Origin of the sequence: Micromonospora sp. NPDC005257 (assembly GCF_042872445.1) — a bacterium.
GTDB lineage: Bacteria > Actinomycetota > Actinomycetes > Mycobacteriales > Micromonosporaceae > Micromonospora.
Window position 1 is genome coordinate 367,380 of sequence record NZ_JBIAKL010000004.1, and the last position, 23,855, is coordinate 391,234.

General features: G+C 72.9%; 20 protein-coding genes. 10 read left to right on the top strand and 10 right to left on the bottom strand.

Annotated elements, in window-relative coordinates; genetic code table 11:
- Positions 1-960, bottom strand: coding sequence for a deoxyribose-phosphate aldolase (deoC, locus tag ACFYO8_RS11560; RefSeq protein ID WP_354864780.1), 960 nt, complete (start codon positions 958-960; stop codon positions 1-3).
- A gap of 136 nt (positions 961-1,096) precedes the next feature.
- On the opposite strand from deoC, the gene upp reads away from it, so the two are divergent.
- Both upp and ACFYO8_RS11570 read left to right on the top strand, forming a co-directional pair.
- Complete coding sequence (upp, locus tag ACFYO8_RS11565) at positions 1,097-1,729, top strand: uracil phosphoribosyltransferase (RefSeq protein ID WP_354864782.1); 633 nt, start codon at positions 1,097-1,099, stop codon at positions 1,727-1,729.
- A 99-nt stretch (positions 1,730-1,828) separates the two neighbouring features.
- Positions 1,829-2,503: a GPP34 family phosphoprotein gene (locus ACFYO8_RS11570; RefSeq protein WP_354864784.1), complete on the top strand. Its 675-nt coding sequence runs from the start codon at positions 1,829-1,831 to the stop codon at positions 2,501-2,503.
- 86 nt (positions 2,504-2,589) lie between these two features.
- Here the strand turns inward: ACFYO8_RS11570 and ACFYO8_RS11575 are convergent, their stop codons facing one another.
- Together ACFYO8_RS11575 and ACFYO8_RS11580 are read right to left on the bottom strand one after the other, a co-directional pair.
- Complete coding sequence (locus tag ACFYO8_RS11575) at positions 2,590-4,254, bottom strand: phospho-sugar mutase (RefSeq protein ID WP_354864786.1); 1,665 nt, start codon at positions 4,252-4,254, stop codon at positions 2,590-2,592.
- Positions 4,255-4,303: 49 nt separating this feature from the next.
- Complete coding sequence (locus tag ACFYO8_RS11580) at positions 4,304-6,313, bottom strand: serine/threonine-protein kinase (protein WP_354864787.1); 2,010 nt, start codon at positions 6,311-6,313, stop codon at positions 4,304-4,306.
- A 202-nt stretch (positions 6,314-6,515) separates the two neighbouring features.
- Between ACFYO8_RS11580 and ACFYO8_RS11585 the strand changes: the two genes are divergently transcribed.
- Both ACFYO8_RS11585 and ACFYO8_RS11590 read left to right on the top strand, forming a co-directional pair.
- Positions 6,516-8,099 (top strand): methylmalonyl-CoA mutase family protein, encoded by a 1,584-nt coding sequence (locus tag ACFYO8_RS11585; protein ID WP_354864788.1) that lies wholly within the window; start codon positions 6,516-6,518, stop codon positions 8,097-8,099.
- A gap of 473 nt (positions 8,100-8,572) precedes the next feature.
- Positions 8,573-9,832, top strand: coding sequence for an amidohydrolase (locus ACFYO8_RS11590; RefSeq protein WP_354864789.1), 1,260 nt, complete (start codon positions 8,573-8,575; stop codon positions 9,830-9,832).
- Here the strand turns inward: ACFYO8_RS11590 and ACFYO8_RS11595 are convergent.
- Positions 9,789-10,769: a DUF4349 domain-containing protein gene (locus tag ACFYO8_RS11595; RefSeq protein WP_354864790.1), complete on the bottom strand. Its 981-nt coding sequence runs from the start codon at positions 10,767-10,769 to the stop codon at positions 9,789-9,791. The two genes, ACFYO8_RS11590 and ACFYO8_RS11595, sit on opposite strands and share 44 nt — an antisense overlap.
- A gap of 124 nt (positions 10,770-10,893) precedes the next feature.
- Between ACFYO8_RS11595 and ACFYO8_RS11600 the strand changes: the two genes are divergently transcribed.
- From ACFYO8_RS11600 to ACFYO8_RS11615, 4 genes are read left to right on the top strand one after another with little or no spacing between them, the layout of a single operon-like run.
- Entirely contained in the window at positions 10,894-11,523 is a 630-nt protein-coding gene (locus tag ACFYO8_RS11600) for an MBL fold metallo-hydrolase (RefSeq protein ID WP_354864791.1), read from the top strand.
- 2 nt (positions 11,524-11,525) lie between these two features.
- Entirely contained in the window at positions 11,526-12,452 is a 927-nt protein-coding gene (locus ACFYO8_RS11605) for a hypothetical protein (protein ID WP_354864792.1), read from the top strand.
- Between the two features lie 43 nt (positions 12,453-12,495).
- Positions 12,496-13,236, top strand: coding sequence for a hypothetical protein (locus tag ACFYO8_RS11610; RefSeq protein ID WP_354864794.1), 741 nt, complete (start codon positions 12,496-12,498; stop codon positions 13,234-13,236).
- 42 nt (positions 13,237-13,278) lie between these two features.
- Complete coding sequence (locus tag ACFYO8_RS11615; protein WP_354864795.1) at positions 13,279-14,241, top strand: GNAT family N-acetyltransferase; 963 nt, start codon at positions 13,279-13,281, stop codon at positions 14,239-14,241.
- 74 nt (positions 14,242-14,315) lie between these two features.
- On the opposite strand, the gene ACFYO8_RS11620 is transcribed toward ACFYO8_RS11615, so the two are convergent.
- Positions 14,316-14,771: a gamma-glutamylcyclotransferase gene (locus ACFYO8_RS11620; RefSeq protein WP_354864796.1), complete on the bottom strand. Its 456-nt coding sequence runs from the start codon at positions 14,769-14,771 to the stop codon at positions 14,316-14,318.
- Between the two features lie 106 nt (positions 14,772-14,877).
- On the opposite strand from ACFYO8_RS11620, the gene ACFYO8_RS11625 reads away from it, so the two are divergent.
- Complete coding sequence (locus ACFYO8_RS11625) at positions 14,878-16,281, top strand: NAD(P)H-quinone dehydrogenase (RefSeq protein ID WP_354864798.1); 1,404 nt, start codon at positions 14,878-14,880, stop codon at positions 16,279-16,281.
- Positions 16,282-16,302: 21 nt separating this feature from the next.
- Here ACFYO8_RS11625 and ACFYO8_RS11630 read toward each other — a convergent pair whose 3' ends face one another.
- Positions 16,303-16,956, bottom strand: a complete 654-nt coding sequence (locus ACFYO8_RS11630) for a DUF998 domain-containing protein (RefSeq protein ID WP_354864800.1) — start codon at positions 16,954-16,956, stop codon at positions 16,303-16,305.
- 159 nt (positions 16,957-17,115) lie between these two features.
- Positions 17,116-17,739: a DedA family protein gene (locus tag ACFYO8_RS11635; protein WP_354864802.1), complete on the bottom strand. Its 624-nt coding sequence runs from the start codon at positions 17,737-17,739 to the stop codon at positions 17,116-17,118.
- Between the two features lie 502 nt (positions 17,740-18,241).
- Between ACFYO8_RS11635 and thrS the strand changes: the two genes are divergently transcribed.
- The gene (gene thrS, locus ACFYO8_RS11640; RefSeq protein ID WP_354864804.1) at positions 18,242-19,456 is read left to right on the top strand and encodes a threonine--tRNA ligase; all 1,215 of its coding nucleotides are present in this window, start codon (positions 18,242-18,244) and stop codon (positions 19,454-19,456) included.
- 70 nt (positions 19,457-19,526) lie between these two features.
- Here the strand turns inward: thrS and ACFYO8_RS11645 are convergent, their stop codons facing one another.
- From ACFYO8_RS11645 to ACFYO8_RS11655, 3 genes are read right to left on the bottom strand one after another with little or no spacing between them, the layout of a single operon-like run.
- Positions 19,527-21,581, bottom strand: a complete 2,055-nt coding sequence (locus ACFYO8_RS11645; RefSeq protein ID WP_355014891.1) for an ABC transporter ATP-binding protein — start codon at positions 21,579-21,581, stop codon at positions 19,527-19,529.
- Positions 21,578-23,311 carry an ABC transporter ATP-binding protein gene (locus ACFYO8_RS11650; protein WP_355014892.1) on the bottom strand — a complete coding sequence of 578 codons (1,734 nt, stop codon included), beginning with the start codon at positions 23,309-23,311 and terminating at the stop codon, positions 21,578-21,580. Before ACFYO8_RS11650 ends, ACFYO8_RS11645 begins: the two co-directional genes overlap by 4 nt.
- Positions 23,305-23,829 carry a MarR family transcriptional regulator gene (locus tag ACFYO8_RS11655; RefSeq protein ID WP_355014893.1) on the bottom strand — a complete coding sequence of 175 codons (525 nt, stop codon included), beginning with the start codon at positions 23,827-23,829 and terminating at the stop codon, positions 23,305-23,307. The genes ACFYO8_RS11650 and ACFYO8_RS11655 overlap by 7 nt, the downstream gene beginning before the upstream one ends.
- Positions 23,830-23,855: the final 26 nt, after the last annotated feature.

Sequence of the window (23,855 nt, forward strand, 5' to 3'; positions counted from 1 at the left end):
TCAGTCCAGGGTGAAGTAGTCGGGGCCGGCGTAGACGCCGGTCGTCAGCTTGGTGCGCTGCATGAGCAGGTCGTTGAGCAGGCTGGACGCGCCGAACCGGAACCAGTCCGGGCTCAGCCAGTCGGCGCCGGCCGTCTCGTTGACCATGACCAGGTACTTGATGGCGTCCTTGGTGGTCTTGATGCCACCGGCCGGCTTGACGCCGACCTGACGCCCGGTGGCGGCGCGGAAGTCACGTACCGCCTCCAGCATCACCAGCGTCACCGGCAGGGTGGCCGCGACCGGGACCTTGCCGGTGGAGGTCTTGATGAAGTCGCCGCCGGCCAGCATGGCGAGCCAGGAGGCGCGCCGCACGTTGTCGTAGGTGGCCAGCTCACCGGTCTCCAGGATGACCTTGAGGTGCGCGTCCCCGCACGCGTGCTTGGTGGCCACGATCTCGTCGTAGACCTCGGCGTAGCGCCCGGCCAGGAACGCGCCCCGGTTGATCACCATGTCGATCTCGTCCGCGCCCGCCTCGACCGCTGCCCGCACGTCGGCGAGCTTGATCTCCAGCGGAGCCTGGCCGGACGGGAACGCGGTCGCCACGCTGGCCAGGTGCACTCCGCTGCCGCGCAGCACCTCGGCCACGTGCGGGACCATCGACGGGTAGACGCAGACGGCGCCGACGTGCGGGCAGCTCGGGTCGGCCGGGTCGGGGCGCAGCGCCTTCGCGGCCAGCGCCCGCACCTTGCCCGGCGTGTCCGCCCCCTCCAGGGTGGTCAGGTCGACCATCCGGATCGCCAGGTCGATCGCCTCGGCCTTGGCGGTCGTCTTGATGGAGCGGGTGCCGAGTTGCGCCGCCCGCTGCTCCGCGCCCACCTGGTCCACGCCGGGCAGGCCGTGCAGGAAGGTCCGCAGAGCGGTCTCGGATCGTCCCAGCTCGGTGAGGTCCGAACGGGCCGACGTCGTTGTCGCCGTCATGCCCCGAATAGTACGCACCAGCGAGTCGGGTGATCTTGCTCACGATCCACGGGTCGTGAGCGTCATACGTGAGCGGGGTCGCCTGTCGAACCGCACCCGCCCTGCGCCGCGCCGCCAAACGGTAGGTTGGGCGATCGTGGACGTACACGTCATTGACCATCCGCTCGCCCAGACGCGGCTGACCGCCATGCGGGACGCCCGAACCGACTCGTCGTCGTTCCGGGCGGCGCTGCGCGAACTCACCACCATGCTGGTGTACGAGGCCGCGCGCTCCTTCCCGATCGAGAAGTACTCGATCCAGACCCCGGTCACCGCCACCGAGGGCACCCGGCTGGCGAACCCGCCGCTGCTGGTGCCGGTGCTGCGGGCCGGTCTCGGCATGGCCGACGCCGCACTCGGCCTGCTGCCCGAGTCGTCGATGGGCTTCGTCGGCCTGGCCCGCGACGAGGAGACGTACGAGCCCCGCGCGTACATGGAGTCGCTGCCGCGCGACCTCAGCGGCCTGCCGGTGCTGGTGCTCGACCCGATGCTCGCCACCGGCGGCTCGCTGGAGCACTGCTGCCGGCTGCTCGCCGACCGCGGCTGCACCGACATCACAGTGCTCTGCGTGCTGGCCGCGCCGGTCGGCATCGAGCGGCTGGAGCGCTCCGGCCTGCCGCTGCGCCTGGTCACCGCCTCCATCGACGAGGGTCTGAACGACCGGAAGTTCATCGTCCCCGGCCTGGGTGACGCCGGTGACCGCCAGTTCGGCGGCATGCCCCGCTTCTGAGACCGGTCCGGTGCGGAGGCACGGCCCTCCGCACCGGGCGCCGGACCCACCCGGCGAGTCGATGCGCGGGGGTGCGCGGAGGCGCTAGCGTTCCGGGCCATGACTGGTGTTGCGCTCGCCGAGGAGTTGCTGCTCCTCGCGTATGACGACGAAACCGGCAAGGCCACCATGCCGAGGATCAGCCTGGACCTGGGCATGGCCGCCGCGGTGCTGGTCGAGCTGGCCCTGGCCGGACGGGTCGCGTACGCGGACGGGAACCTGGCGGTGGTCGACCCGTCCCCGACCGGCGAGCCGATCGCCGACGCCGTACTCGCCAAGATCGCCGCGGACACCCCGCACACACCCTCGTCGTGGGTGCAGCGGCTGCGGCACGGGCTGCGCGACCGGATCCTCTCCGACCTCTGCGACCGGGGCGTGGTGCGGGACATCGACGAGACCGAGCTGGGATTCATCCACGTGCACCGTTACCCGGTGGCCGACGCCTCGGTCGAGGCGGACATCCGGGGGCGGCTCGCCGACGCGCTGACCAGCGGGCAGCTCCCGGACGAGCGGACCGCCGCGCTCGCCACGCTCGTCGCGGTGCTGCGGATGGAACCGGCGCTGGGGCTGACCGGCCCGGCCGCCGAGGACGCCGGCCGGCGGCTGCCGGAGATCGCCGCCGGGGCCGGGTTCTCCGGCACGGTGAGCCTTGACGACAGCGTGGTACGCCCGTCGATCAGCCTGGTCATCGCCGCGCTGGCCCAGGCCGTCGACGCCGCCCTGGGCAAGCGGTAAGGAAGGGCCCCCTCTTAACGCCTCCGGTAGAGGAAGGGCCCTTGTTGACACCCGGTGTTGACAAGGGGCCCTTCCTCACGTCCGGGCTAGAGGCCCAGGGCGGTGGCGATCTCGTTGCGCAGCTCGGTCACCGCGGCACGCGCGCGCTGCCGGGCAGCCGGCACGTCGCCGCCGCTCACCGGCTCCACCACCTCCAGGTACGCCTTGAGCTTCGGCTCGGTGCCCGACGGCCGGATCACCACCCGGGCCGCGCCGGTACGCAGGATCACCACGTCCGCGTCCGGAAGCAGGTCGGACGCCTCGGTCACCGGCTGCCCGAGCAGCGCGGTCGGCGTGGCCGCCCGGATCCGGGCCATCGAGTCCGCGATGACCCGCAGGTCCTCCACCCGCACCGAGAGCTGCTCGGTGTGGTGCACGCCGAACTCGGCGGCCAGCTCGTCCAGCCGGTCGAGCAGCGTACGGCCCTCGGCCTTGAGACCGGCGGCCAGCTCGGCGACCGTCAGCGCGGCGGTGATGCCGTCCTTGTCCCGTACGTGCTCCGGCGCGACGCAGTAGCCCAGCGCCTCCTCGTATCCGTACACCAGCGGCTCCCGGCCACCACCGGCCCGCACGATCCACTTGAACCCGGTGAGCGTCTCGTCGTAGGGCAGCCCTCGGGCCGCCGCCATGGCCCGAAGCAGCGCCGACGACACGATCGTGGTGGCGTACAGGCCGGTCACGCCGCGCCGCATCAGGTGGTCGGCGAGCAGCGCGCCCACCTCGTCGCCGCGCAGCATCCGCCAAGACCCGGCGTCGCGTACGGCCACCGCGCAGCGGTCCGCGTCCGGGTCGTTGGCGATGGCCAGGTCCGCGCCGGTGCGGTCGGCGAGCGCGACGAGCAGGTCCACCGCGCCCGGCTCCTCCGGGTTGGGGAAGCTCACCGTCGGGAACGCCGGGTCCGGCTCGGCCTGCTCGGGCACCACGCCGGGCACGCCGAACCCGGCGCGCGCGAACGCGGCGGTCAGCACCGCGGCGCCCACCCCGTGCAGCGGCGTGTACGCCACCTTCAGGTCCCGCGGTCCGGTCGGATCCACCACGGCGGCGGCCCGCTCGACGTACGCGGCCACGAGGTCGTCGCCGAGCACCTGACCGGCCGGGCCGAGCGGCACCGCCGCGAGCGGGCCGACGGACCGGATGGCCGCCTCGATCCCGGCGTCGGCGGGCGGCACGATCTGCGCGCCCGCGCCCAGCTCACCGCCGAGCTGCGCGCCCAGGTAGACCTTGTAGCCGTTGTCCTGCGGCGGGTTGTGGCTGGCCGTGACCATCACGCCGGCGACCGCGCCGAGCTGCCGGACCGCGAACGCCAGCACCGGCGTGGGCAGCGGCCGGGGCAGCAGCAGCGCCGGGCGGCCCGCACCGGTGGCCACCTGTGCGGTGCGCTGGGCGAAGGCACGCGAGCCGCGCCGGGCGTCGTACCCGATCACCAGCGGGCCCTCGCCGCCCTGGGCGGCGAGCCAGCCGACGAGCCCGGCGGCGGCCTGGGTGACCACGGCGAGGTTCATGCCGTTCGGCCCGGCGCGCAGCGGGCCGCGCAGCCCGGCGGTGCCGAAGGTCAGCGGACCGGCGAACCGGTCGGCCAGGTCGGCCGCCGTGCCGGGCAGCCCGTCGAGGACGCCGCGCAGCTCGTCGCGGTCGGCCGGGTCCGGGTCGTCGGCGAGCCAGCGCTCGGCTCGTCCGCGAAGGTCGTCAAGGTCAGTGGTTTCCGCCGCCATTGCCTCATGAAAACACGGCGGCGGATCACCACTGGCCGTCGGCCTCGGTTCAGTTGGCCGCCGTGAGCTGGAACGAGCCGGCCATCGCGTCGAAGATCGGCTTGCTCTCGGCGAAGGTCGCGTCGCTGGAGGTGAGATAGAACGAGTAGACCTTGCCGCCCTGGACCACGCCGCGCCACACGCCGTGCCGCTTCTCGTCGCCCTCGCCGCAGGTGTACTCGAACTCGGCAGCCGGCTTGCCGGCCAGCGTCGTCTCGGTCATCGCGAGCTGTTCGTAGGGCTTGGCGCACGACTTGCTCTTGTCGCGCAGGTTGCGGGAGGCGAACTCGGCCCAGCTGACCGACGTGCCGCCCCAGTTCTCCGCCAGCAGCCGCACCTTGCGGCCGCTGTCCTTCGGGTCGACGTAGTCGACGAAGAGGCCACCGCTCTTGCGGTCCCAGCCCTTCGGCACCTGGACGGTGATGCCCTTCACGGTCTGCTCCTGCATCTCCACCGGGGAGGCGGCGGCCGAGTTCGACGGCAGCGCGCCCACGATCGGCGGGGGAGCGTCGTCGCCGCCGCCGGTCAGCGCGATCACGCTCACCAGCAGCACCACGGCGAGGCCACCGGCGGCGGCGAGCTGGACCTTGCGCGGCCACGCCTTCACCCGCCCGAGCAGCCCCTTCGCGCCGCCGTCACCTGCGGTGTCCGGGGCGGTGGACGGGGTGGTCCACGGCTGGCCGGTGCCGGGCACCGACCACTGGTTGCCGCCGTACACCGGCTGGGTGGCGTCGACGGTGCGGCCGTACGTGGCCGGCACGGCGGTGGGCACCGCCTGGGTCGCGTCCCCGGCGGCGCCCTGGCCGAGCCGGACCGTGGCGTCCGGCGAGATGCGCTGGGTGGCCTCCGGCGTGCCCGGCCCGGACATCGCGCCGGTCGGCGTGTGCAGGGGACCGGCCAGCGCGTCGGCGCTGGTCTCGTCGAGCGCGGCGGCACCCGCCGCGGGCTTCTCCGCCGTGGGCCGCTCACCGCGGCGCAGCGCGGCGAGCCGGTCGGTGAGCGACTCTTCCGGGCCGATCATGGCCCGGCCGCCGATCTGCCCGCTCGGCTTCGGCTCCGCCGTGATCGCCGGCGGCGTGGTCGGGCGCGGCACCGGCACCACCGCGTACGGGTCGGTGACCGAGTTGACGACGTTGGCGGTGCTGGTCAGCGGCCCGGCGAGCAGTTCGCGCAGGTTGGCGCGGGCCCGGTGCACGTCCATCCGGCGGGCCGGGTCCTTCTCCAGCAGCCCCATCAGCACCCCGGTGAGCGGGCCGCTGCGCTGCGGCGTGGCGGGCGGGTCCTCGACCACCGCGTGCATGGTCTCGATCGGGTCGCCCTTGTCGAACGGGGGCCGGCCCTCGACCGCCGTGTAGAGCGTCACGCCGAGCGAGAACAGGTCGCTCGGCGGCCCGAACTCCTGGCCCATGGCCCGCTCGGGGGAGATGAAGTGCGGCGAGCCGAGCACCATGCCGGGCGTGGTCAGCTGCACGTCGGTGGGCATCCGGGCGACGCCGAAGTCGGTGAGCACGCAGCGGCCGTCGGTGCAGATCAGCACGTTCGCCGGCTTGACGTCGCGGTGCAGCACGCCGATCGCGTGCGCCACCTCGAGCGCGCCGAGCAGCGCAATCCCGATCTTGGCGACGGCGCGCGGCGCGACCGGCCCGTCCTCGATCACCATGTCGGCCAGGCTGCGGGCGTCCAGCAGCTCCATCACGATCCACGGCCGGCCACCCTCGGTGACCACGTCGTATACCTGCACCACGGCCGGGTGCTGGATCGCGGCGGCGGCGCGTGCCTCCCGCAGCGTCCGTTCGTAGAGCGCGTCGCGGTCGCTCGGGGCGAGCCCCGGCGGGAGGACGACCTCCTTGACCGCCACATCACGGCGCAGCAACGTGTCTGTGGCCCGCCAGACCGTGCCCATGCCTCCGTTGCCCACCGGGGAGCGCAGCGAGTAGCGACCACCGATGGTGGTGCCGGGCGCCGCGCGTCCAGTGGGAGGACTGGCCGGTCCGCCGCTCCACGTCGGAATCTGAGTCACAGAAAAGCCACCGGGGGATATCGAGGGGGCTGGGACACAACCCCTCTATCTTGCTGGTTCCGACGCCCGATGCGAAACCCGACGCGGCGGGCGTTTACCTACTGGACGGTATGTGGTCGCTCGCTCACCTCCGGTGAGACGCGCCGCGAGGTGTGCGGTATCCCTCACCCACCCGGCGGTCAGCTCGTCCTACCATCCGGTAATGAGCGATGCGCGGTCAAGCGAGTCGGGTTTCCCGATCCAGGGCGTCTACACGGCGGCAGACCTTCCGGCGGACCTGGACGCCCGGCTGGGCGAGCCGGGCGAGTTCCCGTACACCCGCGGGGTCTACCCGACGATGTACACCTCCCGGCCCTGGACGATGCGGCAGTACGCCGGGTTCGGCACCGCGGCCGAGAGCAACGCGCGCTACCACCAGTTGCTGCGCGCCGGGACCATGGGCCTGTCCGTCGCGTTCGACCTGCCCACCCAGATGGGGTACGACTCGGACGACCCGATCGCGCACGGCGAGGTGGGCAAGGTCGGCGTCGCCATCGACTCCATCGAGGACATGCGCACACTGTTCGGCGGCATCCCGCTGGACAAGGTCTCCACCTCGATGACCATCAACGCGCCCGGCTCGGTGCTGCTGCTGCTCTACCAGCTCGTGGCCGAGGAGAACGGCGTGCCGGGGGCGGCGCTCAACGGCACCATCCAGAACGACATCCTCAAGGAGTACATCGCCCGGGGCACGTACATCTTCCCGCCGAAGCCCTCCCTGCGGCTGGTCGCCGACACCTTCGCGTACTGCCGCGCGGAGGTGCCGAAGTGGAACACCATCTCCATCTCCGGCTACCACATGGCCGAGGCCGGCGCCACGCCCGCGCAGGAGGTCGCGTTCACGCTCGCCAACGGCGTGGAGTACGTGCGCGCGGCGCTCGCGGCCGGGCTAGCGGTGGACGACTTCGCGCCCCGCCTGTCGTTCTTCTTCGTGGCCCGTACCACGCTGCTGGAGGAGGTCGCCAAGTTCCGCGCGGCCCGGCGCATCTGGGCCCGGCTGATGCGCGACGAGTTCGGCGCGAAGAACCCGAAGTCGATGATGCTGCGGTTCCACACCCAGACCGCCGGCGTGCAGCTCACCGCCCAGCAGCCGGAGGTGAACCTGGTCCGGGTGGCGGTGCAGGGCCTCGGCGCGGTGCTGGGCGGCACCCAGTCCCTGCACACGAACAGCTTCGACGAGGCCATCGCGCTGCCCACCGAGAAGGCGGCCCGGCTGGCGCTGCGGACCCAGCAGGTGCTGGCGTACGAGACGGACCTGACCGCCACCGTCGATCCGTTCGCCGGGTCGTACGTGGTGGAGGCGATGACCGCCGAGGTGGAGGCGGCGGCCGTCGAGCTGATGGAACGGGTCTCCGACCACGGTTCGGCGGTGGACGCGATCGAGGCCGGGTTCCAGAAGCGGGAGATCGAGCAGTCCGCGTACCGGATCGCCCAGGAGATCGACTCGGGCGAGCGGGTGGTGGTCGGCCTCAACCGGTTCCGGATCGACGAGGAGGAGCCGTACGAGCCGCTGCGGGTGGACCCGGCGATCGAGGCGGCGCAGGGGGATCGGCTGGCCCGGCTGCGCGCCGAGCGGGACTCCGGCGCGGTGGAGCGGACCCTGGCCGAGATGCGTGCCGCCGCCGAGGGGGACGCCAACGTGCTCTACCCGATGAAGGAGGCGCTGCGGGCCCGCGCCACCGTCGGCGAGGTCTGCGGGACGCTGCGCGAGGTGTGGGGGATCTACCGGCCCAGCGACCGCTTCTGAGTCGTCCGGCGGCGGCCCCGCCACGCACTCCGGTGCGTGGCGCGGGCCGCCGTCGCGCGTGTGCGATTCGGTGTTCCGGGTAACCCGATCGGGTGAACGGGGACGGACAGTGTGTGCGGGCGACGGTCGGGCGGTCGTGTCACCGTCGGGAGTCTTCCGGAAGCCGACAGTTGTCGTGCAATTGTCGGAGAGGCAGTTAATCGCCGCGACTAATGCGACAATTCGGAACGGCGGACGGGTATTTAGGGGCCGCTGAACGGTTACGCGTTGTAGGAGGTGGGAGGCGGATGATGCGGTTCGACCGCGATCTACCTGCTATCCCGCAGATATTCGACCCCTCTCACCAGGGCATTCGTGACGCTGCGCTGTCCGACCGCTACACGAAAGATGTTGCGCAGCGTCACCGTCGGAGGTCTAGGCTGTCTGCTGTCCGACCCGAAGATCCATCCATCTCTAGTGATCGAGAATTCGACGTGACGAGTGCGTTGACGCTGCCTTCCGGCGGCCCGCTGGCGTCGTCCCGGCCCGAGGCGCCGACCGGTTACCTGCCCCTGCCCTTCGAGCTCGACCATCTGCTCGCGCTGCGCGTACCCGGCCTCATCGAAACGCGCCGTCACCTCCACTCCCACCCGGAACTGTCCGGCGAGGAGTTCGAGACGGCCGCCCTGGTGCACCGCGAGTTGTCCCTCGCCGGTCTCAAGCCGCGCCTGCTGCCCAAGGGCAACGGCGTCATCTGCGACATCGACGGGCGCCCGGACGGGCCGGTGATCGCGCTCCGCGCCGACATCGACGCGCTGCCGCTGAGCGACCCGAAGGACGTGCCGTACCGCTCGACTGTGGAGGGCGTCTGCCACGCCTGCGGTCACGACGTGCACACGGCGGTGATGCTCGGCGTCGGCATGCTGCTGGCCCAGCTCGCCGACGACGGCCGGCTCGACGGCCGGGTCCGGCTGATCTTCCAGCCCGCCGAGGAGATCCTGCCCTGCGGCTCGCTGGAGGTCATCGAGGCCGGCGGCCTGGAGGACGTGGTGCAGATCTTCGCGCTGCACTGCGACCCGAACCTGCCGGTGGGCAAGGTCGGCCTGCGGGTCGGCCCGATCACCGCCGCCGCCGACAACGTCACGGTCAAGCTCACCGGGCCGGGCGGGCACACCGCCCGCCCGCACCTGACCGTCGACCTGGTGGACGCGCTCGGCCGGCTGGTGACCGAGGTGCCGACGCTGATCAGCCGCCGGGTGCCGGCCAACAGCGGACTGCTGCTGGTGTTCGGCCACGCCTCGGCCGGCACCCGCTACAACGTCATCCCGTCCGAGGCGTGCGCGGCCGGCACGCTGCGCGTGATGGACCGCGACACCTGGGACCAGGCGCCCGAGATCGTGGCTCAGGTGGTGCGGGACGTGCTCGCGCCCACCGGCGCCACTGTCGACCTGGAATACCTGCGCGGCCGGCCCCCGGTGACGAACGACGCCGGCGCGATCGGCGTGCTCACCGCCGCCACCGCCGCGGCGCTCGGCCCCGACGGCATCGCCGAGACGCCGCAGAGCATGGGCGGCGAGGACTTCTCCTGGTACCTGGAGCACGTGCCGGGCGCGCTCGCCCGTCTCGGAGTCGGCCGCAGCGGGCCCAACGTCGACCTGCACCGGGCCTCGTTCGACGTGGACGAGCGCGCCATCGAAGCCGGCGTACGCCTCATGGTCCAGACCGCGCTGCGGGCACTGGCGGCGGCGCGCTGACCGGACCACCGGCCGGCCCGGCCGGGATCGGCGGCATCGCGCCCACGCCGGGCGGCGGCGTCCGCCGGGCCCGCACCCGGCGCCGCCACAGGAGCAGCAACCACAGCGGTACGCCGATCACCACCGCGAAGGGCAGCACCGCGCCGAGCACGGTGAGCGCGATGCGGGCCGAGGCCAGGAACGCCGACCAGCCGCCGCCCAGCCCGCTGAGGAAGCCCAGGTCGGCCTCCTCCTCGGCGGTGCTGGCGTCCTGACCGAGGAACGTCACGGTGATGGTGGACAGCGCGGTCAGGTCCGCCAGTCGGCGCTTGCGGGCCTCCAGCGAGGCCAGGTCCGCCTGCCGGGAGCCCACCTCGTTCTCCAGCCGGACCAGCTCGTCCACCGACGTGGCGCGGGCGAGCAGCTTGCGGGCGCTCTCCACCCGCGCCCGCTGGGTGGCGATCCGGGCGTCCAGGTCGACCACCTGCTCGGTGACGTCCTCGGTGCGGATCTCCCGCCGCTCCTGCCGGCCCAACCCGGCGAGCCGGTCGATCACCGCGGTGAACCGGTCCGCCGGCACCCGCAGCGTCAGCGCCGCCCGCGCCTCGGCGGCCCGGCTCGACCGCCGGTCGGCGCCGACGAATCCGCCGGCCGCTGTCACCGCCGTGGTCGCCTCCCGCGCGGCGGCCTCCACATCGTCCACCCGGACCTGCATGGTCCCGGTGTAGATGATGGACCGCTGATCGACCCGCAGGTCCGCGCCGCCGGTGCCGCCGGGAGCGGCCTGGTCGCTGTCCGCCCCGCCCACGGTGGCCTGCTCGCGCGCCGCGCCCTCGTCGGCCGCCGGCACGGCCGAGTCGCTGCCGCCGTCCCCGCCCGCGCTGCAGGCGCCCACGCCCAGCGCCGCTATCAGACCCACCGCCACCAGGGCCACGCCCCGGAGCCGTCGTCCACCCATGCCCCGTACTCCGATCCTCGACGGCCCCGCTCGCCGGGACCGATACCTCGGACGTGACGCGTGGTCGCGCCGGTTCCGGCAGACTGCGCTGAGGACATCACGATTCGATAAGCGAGGGATCACGATGCAGGTGACCAAGTACGCCCACTCCTGCCTCAGGCTGGAGCACGACGGTGCGGTGCTTGTCGTCGACCCGGGGGTCTTCAGCGATCCGGCGGCGCTCGACGGGGCGGACGCGGTGCTGATCACCCACGAACACCCGGACCATGTGGACGTCGGCGCGCTGACCCGGGCGCTGGAGCGGAGGCCGGTGCCGGTGCACGGCCCGGCGTCGCTCGCCGGGGTGCTCGGCGACGCCGCCGAGGCGCTGGTGACCGTCGCGCCGGGCGAGTCGTTCACCGTCGCCGGAGTGCCGGTGCGGGCGTACGGCGGGCAGCACGCGGTCATCCACCCGGACATCCCGGTGATCCAGAACATCGGCTACCTCTTCGCCGACGTGGTGTACCACCCGGGCGACGCGTTGTTCGTGCCCGACGACGTGGAGGTGGACACGCTGTTCGCCCCGATACACGCGCCCTGGTCGAAGTTCTCCGAGGTGGTCGACTTCATCCGCGCGGTCGCGCCGCGCCGGGCGTACGCGCTGCACGACGGGCTGCTCAACGACAACGGCCTCGGCGTGCTGGACCGGCAGTACACGGCGCTGTCCAAGACCGACTACCGCCGTCTGGAGCCGGGCACCCGGATCGACGCCTGAGCATGGCCGAGGTGCCCGCGGAGGTGATCCGGCGGCTCTACGCCACGCCGCCGGACCGGTTCGTCGCGGCCCGGGACGCCGCTGTCGCGCAGGCGCGGCAGTCCGGCGACCCGCGTACCGCCCGGGAGATCGGCAAACTGCGCCGGCCGACGGTCGCGGCCTGGCTGGTCAACCTGCTGGCCATCCGCCGTCCTGAGCTGGTCGCCGACCTCGCCCGGCTGGCCGAGTCGCTGCGCGCCGCGCAACGCGACCTGCGCGGCGGCACACTGCGGGAACTGTCCGCGCAGCGACGCGCCGTCGTGGCCGCGCTGGTGGCCGAGGTACGCCGGCTCGCCGCCGCCGAACCCGCCGCGCCACCGGCCGGGAAACTGCCGCTGGGCGAGGTGGAGGCGACACTCAACGCCGCGCTGTCGGACACCGAGGTGGCCGAGCAGGTACGCGCCGGACGCCTGCTGCGGGCCAGCCACTACGCCGGGTTCGGCGAGGTGCCCCGCCCCCAGCTGCGGCTCGTGACAGAGGGCGAGGAGGCGCCGGTCGTACCGGATCGGGCGGCCGGGCGGACCGACGCGCGCCGGGCCCGCGACGAGCGGGCGGCGCGGGCCGAACGGGCCGGGCGGCGGCGGACCGCGACCCGGGAGCTGACCCGGGCCCGCGCGGACCTGGACCGGGCCGAGAAGGAGCTGGCCACCGCCGACTCGGCCGAGCGGGACGGAGCCGCGACGCTGGACCGGATCGAGACGGAGCTGGCCGAGCTGGAGCGTCGCCGGGCCGTGGCCGAGCAGGAGCTGAGCCGGGCCCGGCTGGCCCGCCGGGGCGCGGAGCGGGCGGTCACCGCGGCCCGTCGCCGGGCCGGCGAGGTGGAGGCCGTGCTGGAGGCGCTCGACGCCGAAGAGGGGGATTCCGGGTCGGGTGACGACCGGGCAGACTGAGCGTGATGAATGGCCACGGTGGAGTGACGGTGACGGGCCGCCGATGACTCCGGAACAGCTCGCCGCCGCCTGCAAACCGCTCGTGCTGGAACTCGGGGAGGCGTTCGCCCGCTGCCCGTCCACGCTTCGACGGGCGCGGCTGCTCGGCATCTCCGGGTGGGCCTTCTACATCACCGGGCGGGCCGGGGCCCTCGGTGACGTCCGCGCCGAGACGGTGGCCGCGGCGCTCGGTTTCATCGCGCCGGAGGCGGTCACCGACGGGTGGGACGCCGCCGCGCGGATCGTTCCGCCGCTTGAGGTGGCCGCCGCCAACCTGGCCGAGTGCTGCCGGTGGGGCACCGCCCGGCTGGGCGACGGCACCGAGTCGGCGCGGCTCGCCGTTCTGCTGGGCCGGGCGGTCGACGCGGCCGACGGCAGCGGCATGCCGCTGTTCGCCGCCTGGCGGGCGATGCCGGTGCCCGAACCGTCACCCGGTGCGCGGGCGGCGGTCGGCATGCTGCTGCTGCGCGAGCACTTCGCCGGGGCGTACCTGCTGGCGGTGCGCGCGGCCGGGCTGACGCCGCTGGAGGCGGTGCTGGCCGGGCCGGAGGGCGAGACGGGCGCGGCCGCGTGCGGCTGGGCGCCCCCGTACCCGCCGGTCGGGCCGCTGGTGCGGCGCCGGCTGTGGGCCGAGGCGGTGACCGACCGGCTGGCCTCGGCGGCGTTCCGCGTGTTGAGCACCGCCGAGGGCGCTGAGCTGCTGGGTCTGCTCGCCGCGGCACGGCAGCGCGCCCGCGGCGGATAAATGGGAGGCGATGCGCCGGGTCCGGCTGCCAGGATCTGGCCCGTGACGCTTCCCGCCGGCTGGTCGGCCCGCCGCCCGACCCTCGACGACGTGCCGGCGATCCTGGCGGTGGTGCACGCCGCCGACATGTTCGCCGTCGGCCACCCCGACTTCGACGACGAGGACGTGCGGTCCGCGCTGACCGCGCCGTTCGTCGACCCGGCCCGGGACTCCTGGCTGGTCACCGACCCGGACGGCACGGCGGTGGCCTGGTCGATCCTGGCCAACCCGAGCGGAGTGGGCCGGGAGTGGGTGGACGTGCTCGTCGACCCCGACCGCGGCGCCGACCTGCGTGCGCCGCTGCTGGCCCGGCTGCTGGAGCGGGTCGCCGAACGGGCCGCCGAGCGCGGCCTGCCCGCGCTGACCGCCCGCGCCGGGGTGTACGCGCCGGAGGCCCGCTGGGCGGGTGAGCTGGCCGAGGCCGGGTTCACCCGGATCAAGCGCTACATCCGGATGTCCCGGTCGCTCGCCGACCTGCCCGCCGAGCCGGCGCCCCCGCCGGGGGTTACAGTGCGGCCGCTGCGCGCCGACGACGAGAACGACCTGCGGTTGTTCCACCGCATCTACGACACCGCGTTCCGGGACACCCCGGACCACGATCCGCTCGACTTCGAGCAGTGGCGGGATCTGCTGCCGTCGTACGGCAAGGTCTGGGACGAGTGGTTGCTGGCCGAGGTGGACGGCGAGCCGGCCGGCGCGCTCCAGTCCTCCGACCAGGCACTCGACCAGGACCGGGGGTGGGTGCGGACGCTGTCGGTGCTGCCCGCGTACCGGCGCCGGGGGGTGGGTGCGGCGCTGCTGCGCCGGGCCTTCGCGGTCTACGCGGCGAAGGGCCGCGCCGGGGCGGGGCTCGGCGTCGACCTGGCCAACCCGACCGCGCCGGTCACGCTCTACCGCTCCGTCGGGCTGGTGGAGGAGCACTGGGCCGACATGTACGAGCGGAGTGTGCCCGCCTCGCGGGTGTGACCCGGCACCCCTGTACCGGGGTCGCCGAGCGCGGGTGCGGCCGCGCGGCGCAGACTGTCCGTGTGGGAGACGCGCTACGCCGACGCGGTGCCGGTGGGGCGGGACCGCAGCTCGGTGACGTAGTCGTCCGGCGCGCCCGCCTTCTCCGCGGCGTTCGCCAGCTCCGAGAGGTACCACGCCGTGGGCAGTCCGCCCTCGTACCCGTCGAACACGTAGACCCACGCGGTCACGTCGCCGTCCAGCGTCGAGACGCGGACCGTCAACTTCCGGTACGTCTCGGCGGTCACGCCCTCGATCTCGTCGAGCTGCGCGGCGTCGTACGGGTGGATGTCGTAGAGCGCCACGAACACCCGGTCACCCGGGGACTCGACCACGGTGCTGACCGAGCCCTCCCACCCGATGACGTCCTCGCCGGCGAAGGTGAGGCGCCACCCCTCCAGCCAGCCGGTGCCCACCATCGGCGAGTGCGGGCAGTAGGCGCGCATGCGGGCGGGATCCAGGTTCGAGCCGTAAGCAGCATAGAGACCCACGGCGACGACGATAGCCCGGCTGGCGGGTGGGGGAGAATACGACAGTGCGTGTCGGACGGGACGGGGAGAAGAAAGTCACTGTGAGCACAGACGAGGGGCTATTCCTGTGAGCCAGATCGTGATCATCGGCGGCGGACCGGCCGGGTACGAGGCGGCCCTGGTCGCCGCGCAGCTGGACGCCGAGGTCACGGTGGTCGAGGCGGAAGGTGCCGGCGGCGCCTGCGTGCTGTCCGACTGCGTGCCCTCCAAGACGTTCATTGCCAGCTCCGAGGTGGTCACCGGCTACCGGGACACCGAGGAGTTCGGAGTGCACCCCGACGGCCTGGAGGCGGTCACCGTCGACGCCCGGACGGTGCACGAGCGGGTCAAGCGGCTCGCCCTGGCCCAGTCCGCCGACATCCACACCAAGCTGGTCAAGGCCGGCGTCGAGTTCGTGGCCGGCACTGCCCGGCTCGGCGAGGACACGCTCGGCCACACCCACCGGGTGATCGTCACCCCGGCCGACGGCGGCGAGGAGTACTCGATCGCCGCGTCGACGGTGCTCGTCGCGACCGGCGCGACCCCCCGCCAGTTGCCCACCGCCGTACCGGACGGCGAGCGCATCCTGACCTGGCGCCAGGTGTACGACCTGCCCGAGCTGCCCGAGCACCTGATCGTCGTCGGCTCCGGCGTGACCGGCGCCGAGTTCGCCAGCGCGTACCTGGCCATGGGCGTCAAGGTCACGCTCGTCTCCAGCCGCGACCGGGTGATGCCGCACGAGGACGCCGACGCCGCGATGGCGATCGAGCGGGTGTTCCGCAACCGCGGCATGAGCATCCTGAACAACTCCCGCGCCGAGGCGGTCCGCCGGGTCGGCGACGGGGTGGAGGTGGTGCTCTCCGACGGCCGTCAGGTCACCGGTTCGCACGCGCTGATCGCTGTCGGTTCGATCCCGAACACCGCCGACCTGGGCCTGGCCGAGTACGGCGTGGAGCTGGCCCGGGGCGGTTACGTGACAGTGGACCGGGTCTCCCGTACCAATGTGCCGGGCATCTACGCGGCGGGTGACTGCACCGGCGTGCTGCCGCTCGCGAGCGTCGCTGCCATGCAGGGCCGGATCGCCATGTGGCACACGCTGGGCGAGGCGGTCCGGCCGCTACGGCTGCGTACCGTCGCGGCGAACGTCTTCACCGACCCGGAGCTGGCCACCGTCGGCGTCTCGCAGGACGAGGTGGACGCCGGCAAGACCCCGGCCCGCCAGGTGATGCTGCCGCTGGCCGGCAACGCCCGGGCGAAGATGGCGGACCTGGCCGACGGCTTCGTCAAGCTGTTCTGCCGGCCGGCGAGCGGTCAGGTGATCGGCGGCGTGGTGGTGGCGCCGAAGGCGAGCGAGCTGATCCTGCCGATCACGATGGCGGTGGAGAACAACCTCACCGTCAACGAGCTGGCCCACACCATCACCATCTACCCGAGCCTGTCCGGCTCCATCACCGAGGCCGCCCGCCAGCTCATGCTCCACGAGCTGGAGTAGCCCGGTGCGGGCTTTCGTCGATCATGGAGTTGCGGCCCCCGATCCGACCGGTATGTCCGGTCTGTGCGGGGCCCCAACTGCATGATCGACGGCCCTGGGGCGGGTCAGGGTCAGGGCCAGGGTGGTGGGTACGGCCGTCTCGGTGAGGATGAGCAGGCGCTCGATCAGGCCGAGCAGCGCGCGGTCGCCGGGGTAGGCGGACCAGATCATCGCGCCTGCCAGCACGAGGCTGGCCACGGTCAGCCCGCGCAGCCAGGCGGATGCTCCGGCGACCGGGTGACGGGCGAGCAGCCAAGCGGCCACCGGCAGGGCCAGGAACGACAGCACCGAGGCGTACCGGTGCACGTACGCGGCGGTGTCCATGGGCGTGCCCGGCTCGTTCGTGGGCACCACGGTGGCGGCCAGCAACCCGGCCGACCAGGCGGCCAGCAGCGCGAGTGGCACCCGGCCCGCGCCGGCCCGGCGCAGCTCCGGCAGGAGTACGAGGCCGGCCGCCGCGAGCACCGCCATCGCCGTGTCGATGGCGCCGCCCCGATCGGAGACGGCGAAGTCGCTGACGGTCAGCGACCAGGGATCCAGGTCGTCGCTCACCCCGAGGTGACCGATCACCGCGAGCACCGCCGCCAGGAGGATCCCGCCGAGGGCCAGCAGGCCGCTTCTCCGCGTTCCAGGCATACGGCCAGCCTGTCGCCGGAACCGCCCCAGACGGATCCGGGACCACCACCCACTTCGCTACCCGGGTCGTCCCCTACCGGCACCCCGGGAGGATCGCTCTCGCCGCTCTCGATCTGGCTGATCCGCGCCTGGGACAGGCCTGCGTCCCACGACGGCGCGTCAGCTGCCGGCTGAGTCGGCGGCGGTCTCGGCGCGGGTCTGCCGGTTGTTGCTGATCCAGGTCATCGCCCACCCGGCCAGCGCGAATCCCGCTGCGGCCACCCCGCCGACCAGCAGCAGCCGCCACGCCGAGTGGGTCAGCGCCGTACCGCCCAGGTGACCGACGAGCGTGCCGTAACTGGACCAGGCGAGCGCCGCCGCCGCCTCGTAGGGCAGGAACAGGCGGTACGGGTATCGGCTGCGCCCGGCCGAGAAACAGGCCGCCATCCGGCCGCCGGGCACGAAGCGGCAGAGCAGGATCACCAGCGGCCCCGGCTCGCGCAGCCCACGGGTGACCCGGGTGACGGCCCGGCGTGCCCGTCCGGGTGTGGTGGCGCGTGCCGGGCGGCGGGTCGGCGTGCTGCGGCCGATCAGGTAGCAGGCCAGATCCCCGATGAACACACCGGCTGCGCCGACCGCGATGGTCACCGGCAGGCTGAGCCCGCCGTACACGGTCAGCGCCCCGCTGGTGATCATGACGAGCTGGGTCGGCACCACCGGGACGAAGGCGTCGACGACCAGCAGGATCAACAGCAGCGCGTACGCCCACATGGGCGACGCGACGTCAGAGATGAGTTCGGCCACGACCGCCACCTCGTCGGAGTTCTCCGTTCGACCGGACCGAGCCTGACGCCGTGTCCGGCGTCACCACCACCGGCCCCACCGTGCGGTGACAGCCGACACCGGCAGGCCGTAGATGTGGAACGAGGCAGCCTGCCGAAAGGTGACGGGTCACCGGCGCGTCCGGGCCGGGGCGGGGCGGCACATCATCGATACGCGGAGTACCGTTGGTGGGACGCGGCGCCGGAGTCGTCGGGTCCCCCGTTCTCGATGCCCGGGCCGCCGCGGGTCGCCGGCAGGTCCCGTGCCGGCGACCCGCCCCCGCTCTCCGTAATTCAGGTGCGCCATCGACGCCCGCGCGTCTAGCGTCGGGGCATGTGCAGCGCGGTAGTGACGACGACGCCGGGTGTTCCCGGCGTGCCGCACTGACGTTTCCGTCGACGAGGCCCCGGGGCGATCCGCTCCGGGGCCTCGCGGCGTTCCGGGCCTGCTCGCCTCCGGGTCGTACCCGATCAAGGAGAGCGACATGATCGACCACCGCAGGCTCGGCCGGGAGTTGGAGCTGTTCGTCTCCGACCCGCTCGCGGGCGCCGGACTGCCGATCTGGCTGCCGGCCGGCGCCGCCGCCCGGCACGCCGTCGAGGAGTACGTGCGGGAACTGGAGCGCCGGGCCGGCTACCGGCACGTCTACTCGCCGCCGCTGGGCAAACGGGAGCTGTTCGAGCTGTCCGGGCACCTGGGCTACTTCGCCGACGACATGTTCCCGCCGATGCGGCTGAGCGCCGACGACGAGTTCGTGCTGCGTCCGGCCTTGTGCCCGCACCACGCGCTGGTGTTCCGGGCCCGCGGGCGCTCCTACCGGGAGCTGCCGCTGCGGGTCGCCGAACTGGGCGGGATGTACCGGGCCGAGCGCTCCGGGGTGCTCGGCGGGCTGTCCCGCGTACGAGCCATCTCGCTCAACGACGCGCACAACTTCTGCGCGCTGGAGCAGGTCGGCGACGAGGTCCGCGAGATCCTGCGGCTGATCGGGGAGGCGCACGCCGCGCTCGGCGTCCGTCCCGCCGGGTTCCGGTTGTCGCTGCGCGGGCCGGGCCGTCGGTACGTGGGCGACGACGCCGGCTGGGCGCGGGCCGAGGAACTGCTCCGCGCCGCGCTCGACGGGGTGGACGTCGTCGAGGCGCCGGGCGAGGCCGCGTTCTACGGGCCGAAGATCGACATTGAGATCGTGGACGCGGCGGGCCGCGAGTCGACCATCTCCACCGTGCAGCTCGACTTCGACAAGCCGGAGCGGTTCGACCTGTCGTACACCGACTCGGACGGCCGCCGGAAACGGCCGGTGATGGTGCACCGCAGCCTCGTCGGCAGCATGGAGCGGCTGTTCGCGTACCTGATCGAGGTGCACCAGGGCGCGTTCCCGGCCTGGTACGCCCCGGTGCAGTTGCTGCTGCTGCCGGTGGACGCGGCGCAGGCCGACGCGGCCGTCGCGCTGGCCCGCCGGGCCGAGGCGGCCGGGCTGCGGGCCGAAGTCGACCACGCCGGTTCGCTCGGTGCCCGGATCCGGGACGCGTCCCGCCGCCGCGTCCCGTACACCGGGGTCCTCGGCCCCCGGGAGGCGGCCGACGGCTCGGTCTCGCTGCGCCTGCGCGCCGGCCGGGTGCTCGACCCGATGCCCGCCGCCGAGGCGCTGGGCCTGATCGGCGCGGTGGTCGCGAGCCGGTCGGCGGGGCTGCTGCCGGCCTGACTCCGGCCCGTCCGGGTGCCGGGAAGGCACCCGGACGGGGACCGGCGCCGGGCCGGTCGCCGGGTCCACGTCAGTTCCCGACCGGCGTGCCGGCGCCGGCGCGGATCCCGCTCGACGGACCGGGCGGGGTGGGCGCCGGGATCTCGTCCTCGATCACCGCGCCGGTGAACTGCGCCCGGTAGAGCCGGGCGTACGCGCCGCCGGCGGCGACGAGCTGGTCGTGGGTGCCCTGCTCGACGATCCGGCCCTGCTCCATCATGAGGATCAGGTCGGCGTCGCGGATGGTGGAGAGCCGGTGCGCGATGACGAAGCTCGTCCGGTCCGAGCGCAGCGCCGCCATGGCGCGCTGGAGCAGCACCTCGGTCCGGGTGTCCACCGAGCTGGTCGCCTCGTCCAGGATCAGCAGCGACGGCTCGGCCAGGAACGCGCGGGCGATGGTGATGAGCTGCTTCTCCCCGGCGCTGACGTTGCTGCCCTCCTCGTCGATCACCGTGTCGTAGCCGTCCGGTAGGCTGCGGACGAACCGGTCCACGAACGTCGCCCCGGCGGCGGCGAGGATCTCCTCCTCGGTGGCGTCGGGGCGGCCGTAGGCGATGTTGTCCCGGATGGTGCCGCCGAACAGCCAGGTGTCCTGGAGCACCATGCCGATCCGGCCACGGAGTTCGTCGCGGCGCATCGTGGCGATGTCCACCCCGTCCAGCGTGATCCGCCCGGCGTCCAGCTCGTAGAACCGCATGACCAGGTTGACCAGCGTGGTCTTGCCGGCGCCGGTGGGACCGACGATGGCCACCGTGTGGCCCGGCTCGGCGACCAGCGACAGGTCGTCGATGAGCGGCTTCTCCGGGTCGTACCGGAAGGAGACGTGCTCGAACTCGACCCGCCCGTGCGGGTCGGCGATCCGGGCCGGCTCGGCCGGGTCGGGGCTCTGCTCGTCGGCGTCGAGCACCGCGAAGACCCGCTCGGCCGAGGCCACCCCGGACTGCAGCAGGTTGGCCATCGACGCGACCTGGGTGAGTGGCTGGGTGAACTGCCGCGAGTACTGGATGAACGCCTGCACGTCACCGAGGCTCATCGAGCCCGACGCCACCCGCAGACCGCCGACCACGGCGATCGCGACGTAGCTGAGGTTCCCGATGAAGAACATCGCCGGCATGATCAGCCCGGAGACGAACTGCGCGCCGAAGCCGGCCCGGAACAGCTCCTCGTTCTTGGCGTGGAAAGCGGCCTCGACCTCCTTTTGCCGGCCGAAGACCTTCACCAGCTCGTGCCCGGTGTACGCCTCCTCGATCTGGCCGTTCAGCTCGCCCGTGTGCTTCCACTGGGCGATGAACTTGCCCTGCGACCGCTTGGCGATCTGGCCGGTGACCACCACCGACAGCGGCACCGCGACGAGCGCGACGACCGCCAGCAGCGGTGAGATCCAGAACATCATCCCGAGTACGCCGACGACGGTGAGCAGCGACGTGAGCAACTGGCTCAGCGTCTGCTGGAGCGTCTGCGACACGTTGTCGATGTCGTTCGTGACCCGGCTCAGCAGCTCACCGCGGGGCTGCTTGTCGAAGTAGGGCAGCGGCAGCCGGGTGAGCTTGTCCTCCACGTCGGCGCGCAACGTCAGCACGGTGTGCTGCACGATCCCGTTCAGCACCCAGCCCTGTGCCCACTGGAGGATGCCGGCGCCGACGTAGAGCGCGACGGCGAACGCCAGCACCCGGCCCAGTGCGGAGAAGTCGATGCCGAGGCCGGGGATCACGTCCATCCGGGCCAGCATGTCGGCGAAGTTGCCGTTGCCCTGGGCGCGGGCCGCCTCCGCCGCCGCCTCGGTGGTGGTGCCGGCCGGCAACTGCCGCCCGATCACCCCGCTGAAGATGATGTCGGTGGCGTGGCCGAGCACCTTCGGCCCGATGACGCTGAGCCCGACGCTGGCCAGGGCCAGCGCGAGCACGCCGGTGAGCTGGAGCCGGTACGGCCGCAGCCGCCCCAGCAGCCGGCGCGCCGACGGCCCGAAGTTCATCGCCTTCTCGGCCGGCATGCCCATGCTCATGTGCGGTGGGCCACCGCCGGGACGCCGCCCGGCCGGAGGTAGTCGTGTGGGTTCGTTCTTCTGCTGCGGAACCGACGAGGTCATGCGGCCACCTCCGCCGTCTGCTGCGACGCGACGATCTCGGCGTACGTGGGGCAGCTCTCCAGCAGTTCCTCATGTCGTCCCATCCCGACGACACCCCCGTCCTCGAGCACGATGATCTGGTCGGCGTCGATGATCGTGGAGACCCGCTGGGCCACGATGACCACCGCCGCGTCCGCGGTGACCGGCTTGAGGGCGGCCCGCAGCCGGGCGTCCGTGCCGAGGTCGAGCGCGGAGAAGGAGTCGTCGAAGAGGTAGATCTCCGGCTTGCGGACGAGCGCGCGGGCGATGGCCAGGCGTTGCCGCTGGCCGCCGGAGACGTTGGTGCCGCCCTGCGCGATCGGCGCCTCCAGCCCGCCCGGCATCTCGGCGACGAAGTCACGCGCCTGGGCGATCTCCAGGGCGGCCCACAGTTCGGCGTCGCTGGCGTCCGGGTTGCCGTAGCGCAGGTTGCTGGCGACGGTGCCGGTGAACAGGTAGGGCCGCTGGGGCACCAGCCCGATCCGCCGCCACAGCTCGTCCGGGGCCAGCTCTCGTACGTCCACGCCGTCGACCAGGACCGCGCCGGCGGTCGGGTCGACCAGGCGGGGGATGAGCGTCAGCAGCGTGGTCTTGCCGGCGCCGGTGGATCCGATGATCGCCGTGGTCCGGCCCGGGTGGGCACGGAACGAGATGTCGTGCAGCACCGGCGCGGTCGCGCCCGGGTACTGGAATCCGGCGCCACGCAACTCCAACTCGCCCCGGCCGGTGACCTCGGTGACCGGGTCGGCCGCCGGCACCACCGACGAGTCGGTGTCGAGCACCTCCTCGATGCGCTCGGCGCAGACCGCCGCCCGGGGCACCATCATCAGCATGAAGGTGGCCATCATGACCGCCATCAGGATCTGCATGAGGTATTGCAGGAACGCGGTGAGCGCGCCGACCTGGATCTGGCCGGAGTCGACACGTTCCGCGCCGAACCAGAGCACCGCGACGCTGGAGACGTTCAGCACCAGCATCACGATCGGGAAGATCAGCGCCTGGAGCCGCCCGATCCGCAGCGCGGTGGCGGTCAGGTCGGTGTTCGCGACCCGGAACCGGTCGGTCTCGTACGGCTCCCGTACGAACGCCCGGACCACCCGGATGCCGGTGATCTGCTCGCGCAGCACCCGGTTGACGGTGTCGATCCGGGTCTGCATGAGCCGGAAGCCCGGAACCATCCGGCGGATGATCAGGCCCAGCGCGACGGCCAGCACCGGTACGCAGACCAGCATCAGCCAGGAGAGCCCGACGTCCTCGCGCAGCGCCATCACCACGCCGCCGACGCTCATGATCGGCGCGGCCACCAGCATGGTGCAGCTCAGCAGCACCAGCATCTGCACCTGCTGGACGTCGTTCGTGTTGCGGGTGATCAGAGACGGCGCACCGAACCGGGCGACCTCGCGGGCGGAGAAGCTGTTGACGCGCCGGAAGATGGAGCCGCGTACGTCGCGGCCGAACGCCATGGCGGTCTTCGCGCCGAAATAGACGGCGGCGATCGAGCAGGCGATCTGGAGCAGGCTGACCAGCAGCATCCACCCGCCCGTACGCACGATCTGGTCGGTGTCGCCGACCGCGACGCCCCGGTCGATGATGTCGGCGTTCAGGCTCGGCAGGTAGAGCGAGGCGATGGTGCCGACGAACTGGAACGCCACCACGGCGGCCAGCCATCGTCGGTACGGGTGCAGATGTGTGCGGAGCAGGCGGATCAACACGGATGGCTCCCCGTCGGCGGCTCGGTGTCGGACTCGCTGTCCCGGTCCAACCGACGGAGGTCCCCGTCGGACATGCCGGTGATGATTTCGATCAGGAACTGGCGGATCACCGCCCGGTTGGCCGGGTCGGCGTCGACCGACGTCAACGGCCGGTCGCTGTGGATCATGTCGATGACGGTGCGGGCGTGCTCGCCGCCCTTGTCGGTCAGGGCGAGCCGGACCGTGCGGCGGTCCTCCGGGGCGCGGCGGCGGCTGACGAAGCCGTCGCGTTCCAGCGTGTCGGCGATGCCGGTGAGCGTGGCGGGCCGGACGAAGCACAGCTCGGCCATTTCCCGGTGGCTCACCTCGCCGGCCCGCAGGAGGATCATCAGGACCCGCATGCCGGCGGACGTGAGCCCGTGTTCGGCGAGGTAACGCCCCCAGTGCTGTTCCACGACGTGACCGGCGATCGAGATCAGCCGGCCGAGGGGCGCGTGGTGCAGAGCGTCGGGGAAGCGGACGAGCGGGCCCGTGTTCACGAGCGTCAGATTAGCTCCCGAATCAT